This is a genomic window from Pseudomonas sp. S44, assembly GCF_016624805.1.
Taxonomy (GTDB): Bacteria; Pseudomonadota; Gammaproteobacteria; order Pseudomonadales; family Pseudomonadaceae; genus Aquipseudomonas; species Aquipseudomonas machongensis.
Genome location: NZ_JACVTY010000001.1, coordinates 321,534 through 336,838, shown reverse-complemented (window position 1 = coordinate 336,838; position 15,305 = coordinate 321,534). Strand labels below are relative to the sequence as shown.

The 15,305-nt window shown below is 62.5% G+C and carries 19 protein-coding genes; 12 read left to right on the top strand and 7 right to left on the bottom strand.

The window, feature by feature from the left end; genetic code table 11:
- Nucleotides 1–9 precede the first annotated feature (9 nt).
- On the bottom strand, nt 10–1,233 hold the full coding sequence (locus IAE40_RS01390) for an SfnB family sulfur acquisition oxidoreductase (protein ID WP_200602488.1): 1,224 nt from the start codon (nt 1,231–1,233) through the stop codon (nt 10–12).
- A 314-nt stretch (nt 1,234–1,547) separates the two neighbouring features.
- Between IAE40_RS01390 and IAE40_RS01385 the strand changes: the two genes are divergently transcribed.
- Both IAE40_RS01385 and IAE40_RS01380 read left to right on the top strand, forming a co-directional pair.
- Nucleotides 1,548–2,354 (top strand): lipopolysaccharide biosynthesis protein, encoded by an 807-nt coding sequence (locus tag IAE40_RS01385; protein ID WP_153773605.1) that lies wholly within the window; start codon nt 1,548–1,550, stop codon nt 2,352–2,354.
- An 85-nt stretch (nt 2,355–2,439) separates the two neighbouring features.
- Nucleotides 2,440–2,937, top strand: a complete 498-nt coding sequence (locus IAE40_RS01380; RefSeq protein ID WP_200602487.1) for a methylated-DNA--[protein]-cysteine S-methyltransferase — start codon at nt 2,440–2,442, stop codon at nt 2,935–2,937.
- Nucleotides 2,938–2,941: 4 nt separating this feature from the next.
- On the opposite strand, the gene IAE40_RS01375 is transcribed toward IAE40_RS01380, so the two are convergent.
- Both IAE40_RS01375 and IAE40_RS01370 read right to left on the bottom strand, forming a co-directional pair.
- A complete protein-coding gene (locus IAE40_RS01375) occupies nt 2,942–3,184 on the bottom strand; it encodes a hypothetical protein (protein WP_063544858.1) in 243 nt (80 codons plus the stop codon).
- A gap of 68 nt (nt 3,185–3,252) precedes the next feature.
- Nucleotides 3,253–3,765: a DUF3016 domain-containing protein gene (locus tag IAE40_RS01370; RefSeq protein WP_200602486.1), complete on the bottom strand. Its 513-nt coding sequence runs from the start codon at nt 3,763–3,765 to the stop codon at nt 3,253–3,255.
- Nucleotides 3,766–3,840: 75 nt separating this feature from the next.
- Here IAE40_RS01370 and IAE40_RS01365 point away from each other — a divergent pair, with 75 nt between their 5' ends.
- The 6 genes from IAE40_RS01365 (at nt 3,841) to IAE40_RS25685 (ending at nt 9,323) form a co-directional block, all read left to right on the top strand.
- Entirely contained in the window at nt 3,841–4,524 is a 684-nt protein-coding gene (locus IAE40_RS01365) for a metallophosphoesterase (protein ID WP_200602485.1), read from the top strand.
- Between the two features lie 119 nt (nt 4,525–4,643).
- A complete protein-coding gene (locus IAE40_RS01360) occupies nt 4,644–5,750 on the top strand; it encodes a polyamine ABC transporter substrate-binding protein (RefSeq protein ID WP_125929863.1) in 1,107 nt (368 codons plus the stop codon).
- A 34-nt stretch (nt 5,751–5,784) separates the two neighbouring features.
- The gene (locus tag IAE40_RS01355; RefSeq protein WP_200602484.1) at nt 5,785–7,197 is read left to right on the top strand and encodes an aminotransferase; all 1,413 of its coding nucleotides are present in this window, start codon (nt 5,785–5,787) and stop codon (nt 7,195–7,197) included.
- Nucleotides 7,194–8,072, top strand: a complete 879-nt coding sequence (locus IAE40_RS01350) for a helix-turn-helix transcriptional regulator (protein WP_153773610.1) — start codon at nt 7,194–7,196, stop codon at nt 8,070–8,072. Before IAE40_RS01355 ends, IAE40_RS01350 begins: the two co-directional genes overlap by 4 nt.
- Nucleotides 8,073–8,215: 143 nt before the next feature.
- Complete coding sequence (locus tag IAE40_RS01345) at nt 8,216–9,091, top strand: DNA-binding protein (protein WP_200602483.1); 876 nt, start codon at nt 8,216–8,218, stop codon at nt 9,089–9,091.
- Nucleotides 9,092–9,152: 61 nt separating this feature from the next.
- Nucleotides 9,153–9,323 (top strand): DUF6021 family protein, encoded by a 171-nt coding sequence (locus IAE40_RS25685; protein ID WP_234465020.1) that lies wholly within the window; start codon nt 9,153–9,155, stop codon nt 9,321–9,323.
- A gap of 63 nt (nt 9,324–9,386) precedes the next feature.
- On the opposite strand, the gene IAE40_RS01340 is transcribed toward IAE40_RS25685, so the two are convergent.
- Nucleotides 9,387–9,638 carry a hypothetical protein gene (locus tag IAE40_RS01340; protein WP_054891381.1) on the bottom strand — a complete coding sequence of 84 codons (252 nt, stop codon included), beginning with the start codon at nt 9,636–9,638 and terminating at the stop codon, nt 9,387–9,389.
- Nucleotides 9,639–9,664: 26 nt separating this feature from the next.
- Entirely contained in the window at nt 9,665–10,165 is a 501-nt protein-coding gene (locus IAE40_RS01335) for a DUF4142 domain-containing protein (protein ID WP_065862877.1), read from the bottom strand.
- A 175-nt stretch (nt 10,166–10,340) separates the two neighbouring features.
- Here IAE40_RS01335 and IAE40_RS01330 point away from each other — a divergent pair, with 175 nt between their 5' ends.
- Genes IAE40_RS01330 through dksA form a run of 3 tightly spaced genes read left to right on the top strand, consistent with a single transcriptional unit; the run spans nt 10,341 to nt 12,673 of the window.
- Nucleotides 10,341–10,901, top strand: a complete 561-nt coding sequence (locus IAE40_RS01330; RefSeq protein WP_153773612.1) for a gamma carbonic anhydrase family protein — start codon at nt 10,341–10,343, stop codon at nt 10,899–10,901.
- 2 nt (nt 10,902–10,903) lie between these two features.
- Nucleotides 10,904–12,241, top strand: coding sequence for a dihydroorotase (locus IAE40_RS01325; RefSeq protein WP_200602482.1), 1,338 nt, complete (start codon nt 10,904–10,906; stop codon nt 12,239–12,241).
- A 24-nt stretch (nt 12,242–12,265) separates the two neighbouring features.
- Nucleotides 12,266–12,673, top strand: a complete 408-nt coding sequence (dksA, locus tag IAE40_RS01320; RefSeq protein WP_054891385.1) for an RNA polymerase-binding protein DksA — start codon at nt 12,266–12,268, stop codon at nt 12,671–12,673.
- Here dksA and IAE40_RS01315 read toward each other — a convergent pair.
- Nucleotides 12,670–13,383: an MgtC/SapB family protein gene (locus IAE40_RS01315; protein WP_063544868.1), complete on the bottom strand. Its 714-nt coding sequence runs from the start codon at nt 13,381–13,383 to the stop codon at nt 12,670–12,672. The genes dksA and IAE40_RS01315 overlap by 4 nt on opposite strands.
- A gap of 425 nt (nt 13,384–13,808) precedes the next feature.
- Here IAE40_RS01315 and IAE40_RS01310 point away from each other — a divergent pair, with 425 nt between their 5' ends.
- Nucleotides 13,809–14,273 (top strand): sterol desaturase family protein, encoded by a 465-nt coding sequence (locus tag IAE40_RS01310; protein ID WP_063544869.1) that lies wholly within the window; start codon nt 13,809–13,811, stop codon nt 14,271–14,273.
- Between the two features lie 12 nt (nt 14,274–14,285).
- Here the strand turns inward: IAE40_RS01310 and IAE40_RS01305 are convergent, their stop codons facing one another.
- Entirely contained in the window at nt 14,286–15,179 is an 894-nt protein-coding gene (locus tag IAE40_RS01305) for a bile acid:sodium symporter family protein (protein ID WP_063544870.1), read from the bottom strand.
- Between the last annotated feature and the right edge of the window lie 126 nt (nt 15,180–15,305).

Here is a 15,305-nt window from a genome sequence, read left to right as displayed (position 1 = left end):
GGCGCGGCCTCAGTTCCAGTCGTGGCGCGTGGGACGGATACCGTTCAGGGCCCAGTTGCCGACCAAGTGGTACTTCCAGCGCACGGGATCGTGCAGGGTATGCACCCGGGCATTGCGCCAGTGCCGGTCAAAGTTGTGCTGCAGCAACGAGGAGCGGGTCCCGCCCAGTTCGAACAGGCGATTGCTGGCCTCGATCGACACCTCCGTGGTCAGCACCTTGGCCTTGGCCACCGCCACCGAGGCAGCGGCGACGTTGTCTTCGTTCGGCGCAGGCTTGGCGGCATCCAGCACCTTGCCGGCGCGCTCGAGCAGGGCCTCGGCGGCCTCCTGGCGGATCTCCAGGGAGCCGATCTGAATGATGGTGAGCGGATCCTCGCTGGCCTTTTCAACACCGGCATCGATCCACGGACGGGCATGGTCGCGTACGAAGGCAATGGTGTCGTCCAGCGCCGCGCGGCCGATACCGGCGTCAATCGCCGCAGTGGTCAGTTGGGCGAAGGGTCCGGCGAGGGTAGGGTGCTCGTAGGAGCGGTAGCTGGGGAACAGGTTGAATGCGGGCACGCGCAATCCGTCCAGCAGCACGGTGCCGCTGGAGGTGGTGCGCTGGCCCATGCTGTTCCAGTCGTCGACGACCACCAGCCCAGGAGTGCCACGTGGCACAAAGGCCAGTTGCGCCCGGTCCAGTTCGTCCAGGGCCAGGACGCCGATCCAGTGGGCATAGAGCGAGCCGGTGCAGTAGCCCTTGCGGCCGTCGATGCGGTAGCCGTCGGCTTCGGCAACCAGGCGGGTCCGGATGTCCTGGACGGTCTTGCCACCGGTTTCCGACAGTGCATTGGCAAAACGATGGCCTTTGAGCACCAAGTCGAAGAAGAAGCGCCGCTGCTCTTCGGTGCCTTGCAGGCGGATGTCTTCTAGCAGGCAGTAGTGGTTTTGTGGAATCTGGCCAAGCGAAGGGTCGGCGGCCGAGACGATGGCGATCACCTGCGCCAGGGTGGCGAAGGACACTTCGGCACCTCCGTAGGCACGTGGCACGGTGATGCCCCACAGACCGCTGTTGGAATAGGCATCGACCACATCGGCAGGGACTTCTCGGCGTCGGTCACGCTCGGCAGCGCCTTCGCGCAGCAGCGCGGCGATCTGGTGGGCAACGGCGATGGCTTCGGCATCGTCGCGGATGACATGGGCATCCGGCTGGCGGATGTCGTAGGAGGCTGAGACGGCAGGCGTGGGCATGGGTTCCTCGGGAAACTGTGCGTGTACACAGCTCACCGGAGCAGAAACCGTGCCAGCGACTTTATTTGAATAAAATCAATGGCTTGAAATTGTTTTATGCGGGAGGTGTCGCCCTTTGGGCAATCAACTGTTGGCCAGGTGTTGCTGGTCAGACAGTTGCCAGGGAAACATGTCGCCGTGCATGCCGACCCGCGTTGCAGCCTCGCTTGCCTACAACATTCATCCCCTCGGGTCTGTGTAAGGGTTATGTAAAAAACCGTTTAAGAATTGTGAACAACTGTATTCTGAAAAGACCTACACCATTGGCCAGACCCATGAACCAACTTCCGTCGCAGTCAGAGGCTGCACGCGGGGCGTTCTCCAGCTTTGAGGCGTGTCGCAATACCCAGAAAGGCCCTGTGGTGATCCTGGCGTCAGGTGCGTCAGCGAAAGATTTTCCGCTCGAAGATTTTGCCAGCGTCCCGATCATCGCCATGAATGGCTCCATTTCGATGCTGGTGGGCACGGATGTGCGTCCGTTCTTCTACATTTGCACCGACAAGGATTTCTGCAACCAGCAACCCGAGCTTTTTGCCACGGCATTGCACACCAGTCCGCGACTGGCGCTGTGGCCGGAGCAGTTCGATCTGTTCGACCTGCCTGAGGACACCGAGCGCTACCCGCTGCTCAAGGCCCTGGACCCGACGTTCAGCGAATGGCTGGGGCTCGGCGATGGACGCTATGCGCGAAACCGCACGCTGTGGAGCAAGCGGGCGCGTTCGATCGGTTTCAGCAGGAACCTGTCGTACGGGTTCTTCGATGCCCGGACCGTGGCATTTGTGGCCCTGCAACTGGCCTACCACCTGGGCTTCGATGATGTGCTACTGGTCGGCGTGGATCTGAACCAGTCGGCAGGGCGCTTTTATGAGACCAACGGCGGCAAGCGCTCGCCCTGCGGCCTCGACCAGCATTGGGAAAGTCGTATCCTGCCGTCACTGACTCTGATGGCGCACCAAGTGGTGGGTGAGCGCTTCCGCGTTCATAACCTCTCGACCCGCTCACGCATCCCCCCGGCATTGATCCCCAGGATCGACCTGCAGCAGGCCCGCGCCCTCGCGGCGCGAGCGACGGCCGTGGTGTGAGCATTGCACGTCAAGAAAGCGGATGCAGCACGATCGCGCGATAGGTAGAGTGCCGGGGGTCGCCAGCCAGCATCAGGAGTTGCCTGTGTCCAGCGCTTTCACCCTCATGTCATCGCCAGTCGGCACCCTGACACTGGTCGCCCGTGGCGAGTGCCTGGCCGCCGTGCTATGGGAAGAGGAGCGTGCCAACCGGGTGCGCCTTGGCGAACTGCACCGTGATGACCAGGCGCCCGTACTGCGGGAAGCTGCCCGTCAGTTAGGCGAGTATTTCGCCGGCCAGCGGCAGCGCTTCGAGCTACCGCTGGACTTCGATGGCACTGAATTCCAGCGCCAGGTCTGGGCGGCGCTGCTGACCATTCCTTTCGGCCAGACTCGCAGCTACAGCGATATCGCCCGACAGATCGGCAACCCCACGGCAGTGCGTGCGGTAGGGGCAGCCAATGGGCGCAACCCGATCTCGATCATCGCACCCTGCCATCGGGTGATCGGTGCCTCGGGCAGCCTGACAGGCTTTGCTGGCGGGTTGCCGGCAAAGCAGTATCTGCTGGCGCTCGAGGGCAGGCAGAGCCTGTCGCTGTTCTGAGCGCTCAGCTCAACCACCACGCCAATGCGCACAGCACCAGTGCGAGCACCGAGCCGGCGAACAGGCTGTAGTGCCGCTGCGCCCGTCGGGCATGGCGTTCGACCTCACGCAGGTACTGGCCGGGTGTCGGCGCATCCGGGCGATGGCGCAACCCTTCGGCGATATCTGCCAGCCTGCCGCGAATCAGCAAACCAACCAGGTAGTAGCAGGAGGCATAGCTGGCGAATGCCAGCAGCAGGTACTTCACGGGGATCCTTCCTTGGGTGACACAAAGGGAGAGGATACCCTCAGCCGCCCGCCGTTAACCAGCGAAACTCAGGACGCCGGCCGTGCAGCGAAGCGCTGGCGGAACCAATCATCGAGCATGGCCTTCTCGGCATACAGGCGATCGCTGCTGCCCACGCGGCCTGGGCGGCTCAGGTACATCTTGTCGCTGACGCGTTCCTCGGCCTTGCGCTCGGGCTGACCGGGTTGAACGAGGGTGTAGCTGAGGTCGATGGTCGGCCAGGTGATTTCGCGCATGAAACGTACGTTGTAGGCCTGACTGTTCCAGGGTTCGTAGCGGCCGGCCAGGTCGATGTCGCGGATGTCGATGTGTACTCGCTGACCGGGCTGAAGGTAGCGCTGGCCAAGTTTTTCCAGGTGCCGGGTGAGTGCCTTCATCACTTCTGGGTCGGCGCCGCGCTCATAGCCGGTGCTGTTCAGGCTGGCATCGCGGAATTTTTCCGGGTGATCGAAGCTGACCTGGACCTGCGCGGGCGGGATGCCTTGTGCCATGCTGTCGTATGCCAGCACCATCAGTGCAGCACAGGCTAGGGTAGAGCGCATGATGCACCTCCGCGACGGGCTCGTTGGCTCTCCATTCTACGCCTGGCGCCGGCGACACAGCAGAGGAATGATGTAATGGCGCGTTTTCGGCAGCTAGCTGCCAACGGCAAAGGGCGGGACTTGGCGGTCGGCGATATCCACGGGCACTTCCAACGCCTGCAGGCCGCGCTCGAGCAGGCGGCATTCGATCCGGAGGTCGATCGGCTGTTCAGTGTCGGTGACCTGGTCGACCGGGGCCCGGCCAGCGAAGAGGCCCTGAACTGGCTGGCACAACCCTGGTTTCATGCCGTGCAGGGCAATCATGAAGCATTGGCCATCAGCCACTATCGCGGTGGCCGGGTTGATCTGGACATGTACCGTGCGGCTGGCGGCGGCTGGTTTCTCGACTTGCCCAAGGCTGAGCAGGCGCGCTTCGTCGAGCAGTTCGAACGTCTGCCGGTCGCGCTCGAAGTACAGACTGCCCACGGGTTGGTCGGCATGCTGCATGCAGACAGTCCGTTCGCCGACTGGGCTGAGCTGCGCGCCTGCCTGCAGACGAGGGACGACCCTGCCGTGCGCGAGGTCTGCCAATGGTCGCGCCGGCGCCTGAAGAGCGGCGATAGCCAACCCATCCAAGGGCTGCGTGCGCTGCTGGTCGGCCACACCCCGGTGCTCACGCACAAGGTATTGGGCAACGTGTGGCACCTGGATACCGGTGGCTGGAGCAGCGGTTTTTTCAGCCTGCTGGACATCGGCACGCTGACGCTGATCAACGAGTGACACATCTGCGACCTTCCCAAAAACGACCACCCACACATTCGGGGTATGTCTGCAGCCAGCCAGACCTCCCATAGTGACCCCATCGGCTCAATCCGGAGCAGTCACACGATGGAGTTGCTATGCGCAAGGCACTGAAGGTGATTGGCGGTCTGCTGCTGGTGTCCTCGACGGCACTGGTGCAGGCAGCGGCAGAGGGGGACAGCAGCAACACGCTCAGGCTGTACAACTGGACTGACTACATCGGTGAAACCACCTTGGCCGACTTCGAAAAGGCCACCGGTATCAAAGTGGTTTACGACACCTTCGATGGCTATGAAACGGTCCAGACCAAACTGCTCACCGGCCGCTCCGGCTACGACCTGGTCATGCTCAATGCGTCGCTGGTACCGCCGCTGATCCAGGCCGGCGTGTTCCAGGCCCTGGACAAACAGCAACTGCCCAGTTGGCACAACCTCGACGAGCAGGTGGTCAGCAACCTGCAAGGTTACGACCCTGGCCTGAAGTACTCGGCGCCCTACACCTGGGGCAGCTCCGGCGTTACCTATAACGTCGACAAGATCAAGGCGCGCATGCCCGATGCTCCGATCGGCTCGCTGGCCATGCTGTTCGACCCGGCCATCGTTTCGCGCTTCGCCGATTGCGGCGTGACCCTGATGGACGCCCCCACCGAAGTGATTCCGCTGGCCCTGCAGTACCTGGGCAAGGACCCACGCAGCGCCGCACCGGCGGATCTCAAGGCCGCCGAACAGCTGTTGCTGGGCATCCGCCCCTACATCCGCAAGTTCGACTCGGTCAACTACCTGACCAGCCTGCCCAACGGCGACGTGTGCCTGGCCCTGACCTGGTCGGGTGACTACGCCACTGCCCAGGCGCGAGCGGTGGAGGCGAAGAAGGCTATCAAGCTGGCGTTCTTCATTCCCAAGGAAGGCTCGCTGATCTGGTTCGACAACCTCTACATCCCCAAGGATGCGCCGCACGTCAGCAACGCCCATCGCTTCATCGAGTTCCTGCTGCAGCCACAGACCATGGCCAAGGTGACCAACTTTATCCACTACGCCAACAGCAATGCTGCGGCCACCGCTCTGGTACAGGCCGATATCCGCCAGGACCCGGCGATCTACCCGGATGCCCAGACCCGCGAACGGCTGTTCGCGCAAAAGACCCAGACGCCCAAGGACATGCGTGCGATCACGCGGGTCTGGAGCACGGTCAAGACCGGTTTCTGAACACTTTCGAACGATCCTCGCCAAGGAGCTGCCCATGGCCACTTCAAGCAACGCATTCGCTATCGCCCACGATCCATTGGTGGAAGCCGACAAAGCCCATTACATGCACGGTTACCACATGTTCGACGATCATCGCGAACAGGGCGCGCTGAACATCATCGAAGGCGAAGGCGCCTATATCCGCGACACCCAAGGCAACCGCTTCCTCGATGCCGTTGGCGGCATGTGGTGCACCAACATTGGCCTGGGGCGCGAGGAAATGGCCTTGGCCATTGCCGACCAGGTGCGCAAGCTGGCCTATTCGAACCCGTTCTCGGACATGGCCAACGATGTGGCCATCGAGCTGTGCCGCAAGCTCGCGCAACTGGCGCCGGGCGACCTGGACCATGTCTTCCTCACCACAGGTGGGTCCACTGCCGTGGACACCGCCTACCGACTGATCCAGTACTACCAGAACTGCCGCGGCAAGCCTGGCAAGAAACACATCATCGCCCGCTACAACGCCTACCACGGCTCGACCACCCTGACCATGCAGATCGGCAACAAGGCTGCCGACCGGGTGCCTGAGTTCGACTATGCCCACGACCTGATCCACCACATCTCCAACCCCAACCCGTACCGCGCCCCGGACAACATGGACGAAGCCGAATTCCTCGACTTTCTGGTCGCCGAGTTCGAAGACAAGATTCTCTCCTTGGGGGCCGACAACGTCGCAGCCTTCTTCGCCGAACCCATCATGGGCTCGGGCGGGGTGATCATCCCGCCCAAGGGGTACTTCGCGCGCATGTGGCAGCTGTGCCAGACCTACGACATCCTGTTCGTCGCCGACGAAGTAGTGACCTCGTTCGGACGCCTGGGCACCTTCTTCGCCAGCGAAGAGCTGTTCGGTGTCACCCCGGATATCATCACCACGGCCAAGGGCCTGACGTCCGCCTACCTGCCGCTGGGTGCGTGCATCTTCTCCGAGCGTATCTGGCAGGTGATCGCCGAGCCGGGCAAGGGGCGTTGCTTCACCCACGGGTTCACCTACAGCGGCCATCCGGTGTGCTGTACTGCGGCGCTGAAGAACATCGAGATCATCGAGCGGGAAAGCTTGCTGGAACACGTCAAGGATGTTGGCAGCTACCTGGAACAACGCCTGCAGAGCCTGCGCGAGCTGCCGCTGGTGGGCGATGTGCGCTGCATGAAGCTGATGGCCTGCGTCGAGTTCGTCGCCGACAAGGCGAGCAAGGCACTGTTCGACGATGCGATCAATATTGGTGAGCGCATCCACAGCAAGGCCCAGGCCAGGGGTTTACTGGTACGGCCGATCATGCACCTGAATGTGATGTCGCCGCCGCTGATCGTCACCCGCGCCCAGGTCGACGAGATCGTCGAGACCCTGCGCCAGTGCATCCTCGAAACCGCGCGCGAGCTCACGGCGCAAGGGTTGTACCAGGGGCGATGAGCAGCCTGCAGCGGGCTGTGCGTGGGCATGTCCGGCAGGCTAGACTGCCGGGCATGACCCAGGCCTCTCCCGACACACCGCTTACCCTCACTCTCGGCGCGCTGCAACAGTGGCATGCGGCGCTACAAAGTGCGTTGGCCCATAGTGAATCACCGCAGGCCCTGCAGCATCTGGCCAAGGCGCTGGGCCAACTGGTGGCGGTCGAGTCGATGATGATCAGTGTCGAGAGCCAGGGGCAGGCGCCACGCCTGTTGTACCAGCAGGGTATTCCCGATGCCCATCGCGACGCGGTGCTCAACCGCTATTTTGCAGCCGGCTACCTGCTCGATCCTTTCTGCCTTGCGGTACAGAGCGGGCTGGCCGAAGGTTTCTATCACCTGCAGGACATCGCACCAGACAACTTCTTCGACAGTGACTACTACAAGGCTTACTACCTGGGCACTGGCTGCAGCGAAGACAGCTACTACATCGTCGACCTCAGCGATGGCCGCAAACTCTCCCTCAGCCTGTTCCAAGGTTGCAGCGGTACACGACTGAGCGCGCAACAGATCGACCTGTTGCGTGCGGTCGAACCGATGGTGCGCGAACTGCTGGGCCGCTATGCACGGCACATTCTCGAGCCCGGTTCCGCGCCGCTGGAGCATGCAAGTCTGCAAGCTGCGTTCGACAGCTTCGGTTGCCAGGTACTGACTGATCGCGAGCGGGAAGTCGCGCACATGATCCTGCGTGGGCATTCGGTGAAGTCCACGGCGCAGGACCTCGGCATTTCGCCGGAAACCGTACGCATGCATCGCAAGAATCTCTATCTGAAGCTGGGCATCAATTCGCAATCGGAGCTGTTTGCGCGCTTCATCGACTGGCTGCGCCAGGGCTAGGGCCAGCCTGAGCTCCTGATTCCTGCGAGCTCGATCTACTTCTCAACACATTTCTTACAGAGCCTAAGAATCCACTGGGAAAAGCTAAGTTTTTAGTATGTAATTACGGGCTACATACCACGTTACGAAATCCAGGAGCGAACATGGCCCGCGGCGGCATAGACAAGGCGGCAGTGCAGCAGGCGCGACAGGCGCTGATCGCCCGGGGCGAGCATCCGAGTATCGATGCAGTACGTATCGAGTTGGGGAATACCGGTTCGAAAACCACCATTCATCGCTACATGCGTGAGCTCGAAGCGCTGCAACCGCTGGCTGACAAGCGTTCACCGGCCCTCAGCGACACGTTGGGGCGTTTCGTTGGCCAACTGGCAGAGCAGTTGCGCGAGGAAGGGGAGGCACGTATTCGCGACGCGCAGGCGGTGTTCGATGAACAGCGCGGCCAATTGCAGGTGCAGTTGCAACTTGCCCAGCAAGCACTCGCGGCTGCTCACCAGCAACAACAGATTCAGGCCAGCGCCCTTGCGGCCGAGTCGGAAAAGCTCGAGACAGCGCTGAGCACTCTGCAGGCCGAGCAACTGCGCAGCGCCAGCCTCAACCAGTCCCTGCGCGAACTGCGGCTCAGGCTGACCGACAAGGACGAGCAGTTGCAGCAGTCGCAAGGGGAATTGCGTCAGTTGCAGCAGGACGCGATCGCCCGCCAGGAAGAACTGACACACCTGCACCGTGAGAATGAGCGCCTGCTGACCGAAAACCGACAGGCCAGCGCCCAGCACAAACAACTCGACGAACAATTGGAGCAGCGCGATGCCCAGGTTCAAGGGCTGCGCTCGATCCTGGCCCAGGCGCAGGGGGCGAGCGAGGAGGTACGTCGGCAGTTGGACAGCGAGCGTCAGGCGCTGGTGAGTCAGCGTGACATCTGCGCCGAACAGATGCGCCTGATCGAGCGCCTGCAGGATCGTCTGACACTTAGCGCGGCGCGCTGTGCGCAGCTCGAGACCTTCCAGGCAAAGGGCGCGTAGATAAATCAAACTTCGCCAGACCCGCGCTTTCTTCTGTAGACACCGTTACGGAGAACGCACCATGAGCGAACAGAAACGTCCCCACCCTACGCAAGGGCCTCACTCCTCCGACAAGGCGTCCAGCAAGCAGGACCTGGGTTTTGATCCGGACTCCCCTGACCTGGAGGATCCGCAAGTCGACCCGCAAGGTCCGGCAAAGCCACCTCGCGATCACGAAAAGAAAGGTAAGTAACCGAGGCATGATCCCCCGGGCGTGCGCACGCGGCAGCAAGTGCCGCGCCCGCAGCCCGAGGGTTCAGCTGTCGAGCTGACGCGCCGCGTCTACGCCGGCACTGGACAACTTGATTGGATAACGCACGCTGATCTGGTGATCGGCATCGACATTGACGCTGCCATCATGGATCAAGCCGGCCTCCTGAAGCGTCTTGAGCATGCCGGCCACGGCCTTTTCGCCGCGGTAGTTGTCCAGTACTTCCTTACCCAGACCTTCAGGATGGGCATGCAGTAGCCGAGTCAGTACTTCGGCGCGCAGAGCATCATTACTCATATCAAGCCTCTCTGATTACCTGTGGATCACTTGCCGTGCTTGGCCTGAAGCTGTTTGGCATGCTCCAGGTGCTTCTCGAGGGTGGGCAGGGTTTCGCTGGCGAAGGCCTTGAGCTCCGGCTTGTCGGACGATGCGGCTTCCTTCTTGAACAGCTCCACGGCTTTCTCGTGGGCATCGACCTGATTGTTGACATAGGACTTGTCGAACGACTCGTCGCGCCATTCCAGGATCATCTTCTTGACCTTGTCGGTGAGCGCAGCCTCGTCAGGCACGCTGATATCCAGCTTGCGGGCGATGTCACCGAGTTTCTGGTTGGCCTGGGTGTGATCGGTGACCATCTGCTGGGCGAAGGTCTTGATCTCGGCATCCTTGCTCTTTTCCAGCGCCAGGTTGCCGGTTACGACTTCAGCGATACCGGCCTCGGTCGCGGCATCGACGAAGTCGTCGGATGAAGCGGCCATCACCTGCATCGAGGCAAGGCCCATGGCCATGCACAGACCGGCTCGCTTGAGGAACAGAGTATTCATGTGTCTCTCCTTGTCCGTGGTCGCGACATCGGTGTCGCAGACGGTTGAGCGTCGATCGGCGGCGAAAGTTTGAAATTTCTCACCGGCGTCATGCTCGGCGGGAGAGGAAGGGGGTTGCAAGTAAATTGTTATAACGTAACATTTGCGTGAATCAGCTTGCCTCAGGAAACGTACCGTGATCCGCAGAAACCCTTCCGGCCACCTCCCGCAAATCGCCGAATCGGCCTACATCGACAAGACCGCGATCATCTGCGGCAAGGTCATCATCAAGGACAATGTGTTCGTCGGCCCCTACGCGGTCATTCGCGCCGACGAGGTGGACGGCACCGGTGACATGGAGCCGATCGTCATTGGTGCCAACTCCAACATTCAGGATGGCGTGGTCATCCACTCCAAATCCGGCGCGGCGGTGAGTATCGGTGAATACACCTCCATCGCCCACCGCTCCATCGTGCATGGCCCCTGCGTCGTCGGCGATCGGGTGTTCATCGGTTTCAACAGCGTGCTGTTCAATTGCCGCGTGGGTGATGGCAGCGTCGTGCGTCACAACTCGGTGGTCGATGGTCGCGACCTGCCGGAGCGCTTTTACGTACCGCCCACCGAACATATCGGCCCACACACCGATCTTGACCGTTACCCACCGGTCAGTGTGTCGGCCTCGGAGTTTTCCGAGGATGTCGCCCGCACCAACATCGACCTGGTCCAGGGCTACAAGGCCCTGCAGAACGAGTTCTGATCATGGCCGACTTGCTGATACGCAACGCACGACTGGTCAACGAAGGGCGCGAGTTCGAGGCTGACCTGCTGGTCGCCCGCGGGCGTATCGCCAAGATCGCCGCGAGCATCGAAGGCGTGCGCGCTAAAGTCGAGATCGATGCGCAAGGGCAGTGGTTGCTGCCGGGAATGATCGATGACCAGGTGCACTTTCGTGAACCCGGGGCAGAGCACAAGGGGAACATTGCCAGTGAGTCGCGGGCTGCGGTGGCGGGCGGCATCACCAGTTTCATGGACATGCCCAACACCGACCCGCCAACCCTCACCACTGCGGCGCTGGCCGACAAGAAACGTCGCGCGGCGGCCAGCTCGCAGGCCAACTACGGCTTTCACTTCGGCGTCAGTCGCGACAACCTGGACACCATCGCCGCGCTCGACCCGCGTGAAGTCGCCGGGGTCAAGGTGTTCATGGGCGCGTCCACCGGCAACATGCTGGTGGACGACCCGCAGGTGCTCGAGCGGCTGTTCATCTATTGCCCGACCATCCTGCTGGCCCACTGCGAACACACCCCGAGCATCCTGGCCAACGAGACGCTGTGGCGGGAGCGCCATGGCGAATTCATTCCTGCGGCCGCTCATCCGCTGATTCGCGATGCCGATGCCTGCTATCGCTCCTCGTCACTGGCCGTGGACATGGCCAGGCGTTTCGGCACGCGCCTGCATGTGCTGCATCTGACCACCGCGCGAGAACTGGCACTGTTCGCCCCAGGTCCCGTACACAACAAGCACATTACCGCCGAGGTCTGCGTACATCACCTGCTGTTCGACGACAGCGACTACGCGCAACTCGGCCATCTGATCAAGTGCAACCCGGCCATCAAGACCCGTGCCGACCGCGATGCACTGCGCCAGGCGCTGGCCGGCGACGTGATCGACGTGATCGGCACCGATCATGCGCCGCACACGCTTGAGGAAAAACGCCGAGTCTATGGCCGCGCGCCCTCGGGCCTGCCACTGGTTCAGCATGCCTTGCCAGCTGCGCTGGAGCTGGTCGGCGAGGGCGTGCTGAGCCTGACCCAGGTAGTCGACAAGACCAGCCACGCCGTGGCCCGCCTGTTCGCCATCCGCGAGCGCGGTTTTCTGCGCGAAGGCTACTGGGCCGACCTGGCGCTGGTCGAGCGCCTGGCGCAACCGCGCCAGGTCGCCGACGACCCGATCCTGGCCCGCTGTGGCTGGACACCCTTTCAGCATCGACACCTGCGGCATGTGGTGCGCACCACCGTGGTATCCGGCCAGCTCGCCTGGCATCAGGGCCAGGTGCAGCCACGCTGCCAGGGCCTGCCGCTGATGTTCGATCGATGACCCTTTATTGCACGAGTGTGCCCCATGACTGAAGAAGACTTGCTCGGCCAGCCGGCCGAGGCCTACATGAACGAACCCCAGCGCCAGTACTTTCGTAACCTGTTGCTGGGGCAGCGGGTGGAGTTGCAGGAGCGTATAGAGCAGGATTTCCAGGCGCTGCGCGAGCAGGAAGTGCACAGCGATCCGGCCGACCTGGGCAGTGCCGAAGAGGAACGACACTGGCAGTTGCGCACCCTTGAGCGGGAAAAGCGCCTGCTGGACAAGATCGACCAGGCGCTGGAGCGCCTGGCCAAGGGGGATTACGGCTGGTGCGAAGAGACCGGTGAGCCGATCGGCCTGCGCCGCCTGCTGCTGCGTCCCACCGCGACCCTGTGCATCGAGGCCAAGGAGCGGCAGGAGCTCAGAGAGCGGCATTTGCGCGACGATGCTTAATCGACCTCTACCGCCTGGGCATGGAGCTGCCAGCGCACCGAGCTGACGCCTTTCTCCAGGCTCACCCGGCTGACCAGGCGCTCGAGTTGTGCAGGCGCCTGTGGGGTGCCCAGCAGTTCGGCGCGCACTTCCAGGCGCAGCGGGTCGTGCAGGTCTTCGCTGTGCAGCGACTGCAGGCGCAGGCCTGGGTCACTGAGGCTGTGCAGCATCAGGCTGCGCACCTGGATCTCGTCTTCGGCCCGGCAGACGATGCGCACCTCGAAGCGTTGCTCGACTTCACTGGCGGGCACCACGTCCTGACGGTCCAGGCGCTGGGCGATGTCGCGCAACAGGATATTGGCACACAGCACCACCAGGCTGCCCAGGGTTGCTTCCAGCAACAGCCCCAGGCTGCACAGCACGCCAATGGCCGCGGTGCACCAGAGCGTGGCGGCAGTGTTCAGGCCGCGCACGTTGAAACCATCACGCATGATCACGCCACCACCGAGAAAGCCGATCCCGGACACCACATACGCGGCGATGCGCGAGGCGTCGCTGGGTTCCATGCCGGGTACCGCCTGGGTCATCAGTACGAACAGGCAGGCACCGGTGCTGACCAGCGCATTGGTGCGAAGGCCGGTCAGACGCTGGCGTAGTTGACGTTCGGCGCCGATCAGGGCACCGAGTACGAGGGCCACGCTGACGCGCAGCAGAAATACTTTCCAATCCATAGCAAACCTCTTTCCACGGGCAATGGCCCGCGCATACGCCACTGGCAAGCGTGACGCCGATGAAATGAATGAGCGCGCAGGACCACGACACTCGCCGGCATGAGCTGGCTGAGCGGGAAAGAAGAGGGGAGATCTGCCTTTGCAGGCGAGATGGACCGCCGTCTACCGTATTCGGCAAGACAGCGGCAGGAATGCTGCCGGACTAGCTTGCCGTGTGGACCTGTCGCAATCGACTGGGGCTACTGTCCAATGCAGGACTCCTGTAGGGGATGCATAAGTGCGTCGCGGACCTTACGCCTGCAGTTGCGCAGAATCAAGGCCGAATTCATGACAATTGCTTCATTGCCGAAACCTCCTACCGTTTCCGATGCGTTCGTCAGCGGTGGTAACCTTGGCGCCTGTAATTATCTACGCCGGACTGTCTCATGCTGTTCAACATCGCCGTGCTGCTCGCCACGTTGGTGGCCATGGAGGGTGTCGGCACGCTGGCCCACAAGTACGTCATGCACGGCTGGGGCTGGTGGCTGCATCGCTCGCACCATGAGCCGCACCTGGGTGTGCTCGAGACCAATGACCTCTACCTGGTGGCGCTGGCCCTGATCGCTGCTGGCCTGATGGCGCTGGGCAAGGCCGGCTACGCGCCCCTGCAGTGGGTCGGCGCAGGTGTCGCGGGCTATGGAGTGCTGTACGTGCTGGCCCACGACGGTTTCTTCCATCGGCACTGGCCGCGTAAACCCAAACCCATGCAGCGCTACCTCAAACGCCTGTACCGGGCGCACCGGCTTCATCACGCGGTGAAAGGGCGCGAGGGTAGCGTGTCGTTCGGCTTTTTCTACGCGCCACCGCTGCGCGAGCTCAAGCGCCAGTTGCGCGCGCGGCGAGGTGATTGAGTCGCGCAGGATTCAATTCGCGGTTTCCTGCGCGGCAATGGCTTCTTTGTGTCCCCGACTCACCCACCAACCAAAGGCGGCGGCCGTGAAGAACATGATCAGGCTGTAGATCGCTGCCGGCACGGCCATGGTGGCGTTGTTCAGCAGGCTGGGGCTCAGCGCCAGCGCGATGGCCAAGGTGCCATTGTGAATGCCGATTTCCATGCCGATGGCAATTGCCTGGCGTTTCGGGATGCGCAACAGGCGCGGCACCCAATACCCCAACCCCAGGCTGATCACGTTGAACAGCAGCGCGGCGACCCCCACCACCGGCGCGTACTCCACCACCGTCTGCCAGTCCTTGGCCAGTGCCAGGACGATGGTGAAGGCCAGGAACAACGCCGCTACCAGCTTCATCGGCTTCTCCATCCGCGCGGCAAAGCTCGGTGCGTAGCGGCGGATCAGCATGCCCAGGCCCACAGGCAGCAAGACGATGGCGAAGACCTGCATGACCTTGGCGAATTGCAGCGGGATGGCCTGGTCCGACTCCATGAAGTAGATCAGCGACAGGTTGACCAGCAGTGGCATGGTGAGGATGGCGATCAGCGAGTTGACTGCCGTCAGCGTGATGTTCAGTGCCACGTCGCCATGTGCCAGGTGGCTGAACAGGTTCGCGGTGGTCCCGCCCGGCGATGCGGCCAAGAGCATCAGGCCCACTGCCAGCGCGGCCTCCAGGCCAAACCCGTTGGCGATCAGGAAGCAGATGAACGGCAGCAACAGGATCTGACAGGCCAGGCCGACCAGCACGGGCTTGGGATACTTCACCACTCGGGCGAAGTCGGCGAGGGTCAGCGACAACCCCAGGCCCAGCATGATGATGCCCAGGGCGATGGGCAGGAAGGCAGTCAGCAAGGGGGAGGCGGTCATCGGCATGCTCGTGGGCGAGGGATTCCGGAGAGTGTAGGCAGGCTCCGTCGATCAGCTAATCGCAAAGTGCCAGCCTTTGGTAACTGATTATTTCCGGATGAGCCGCACCTCGCCGCGACCTGACGC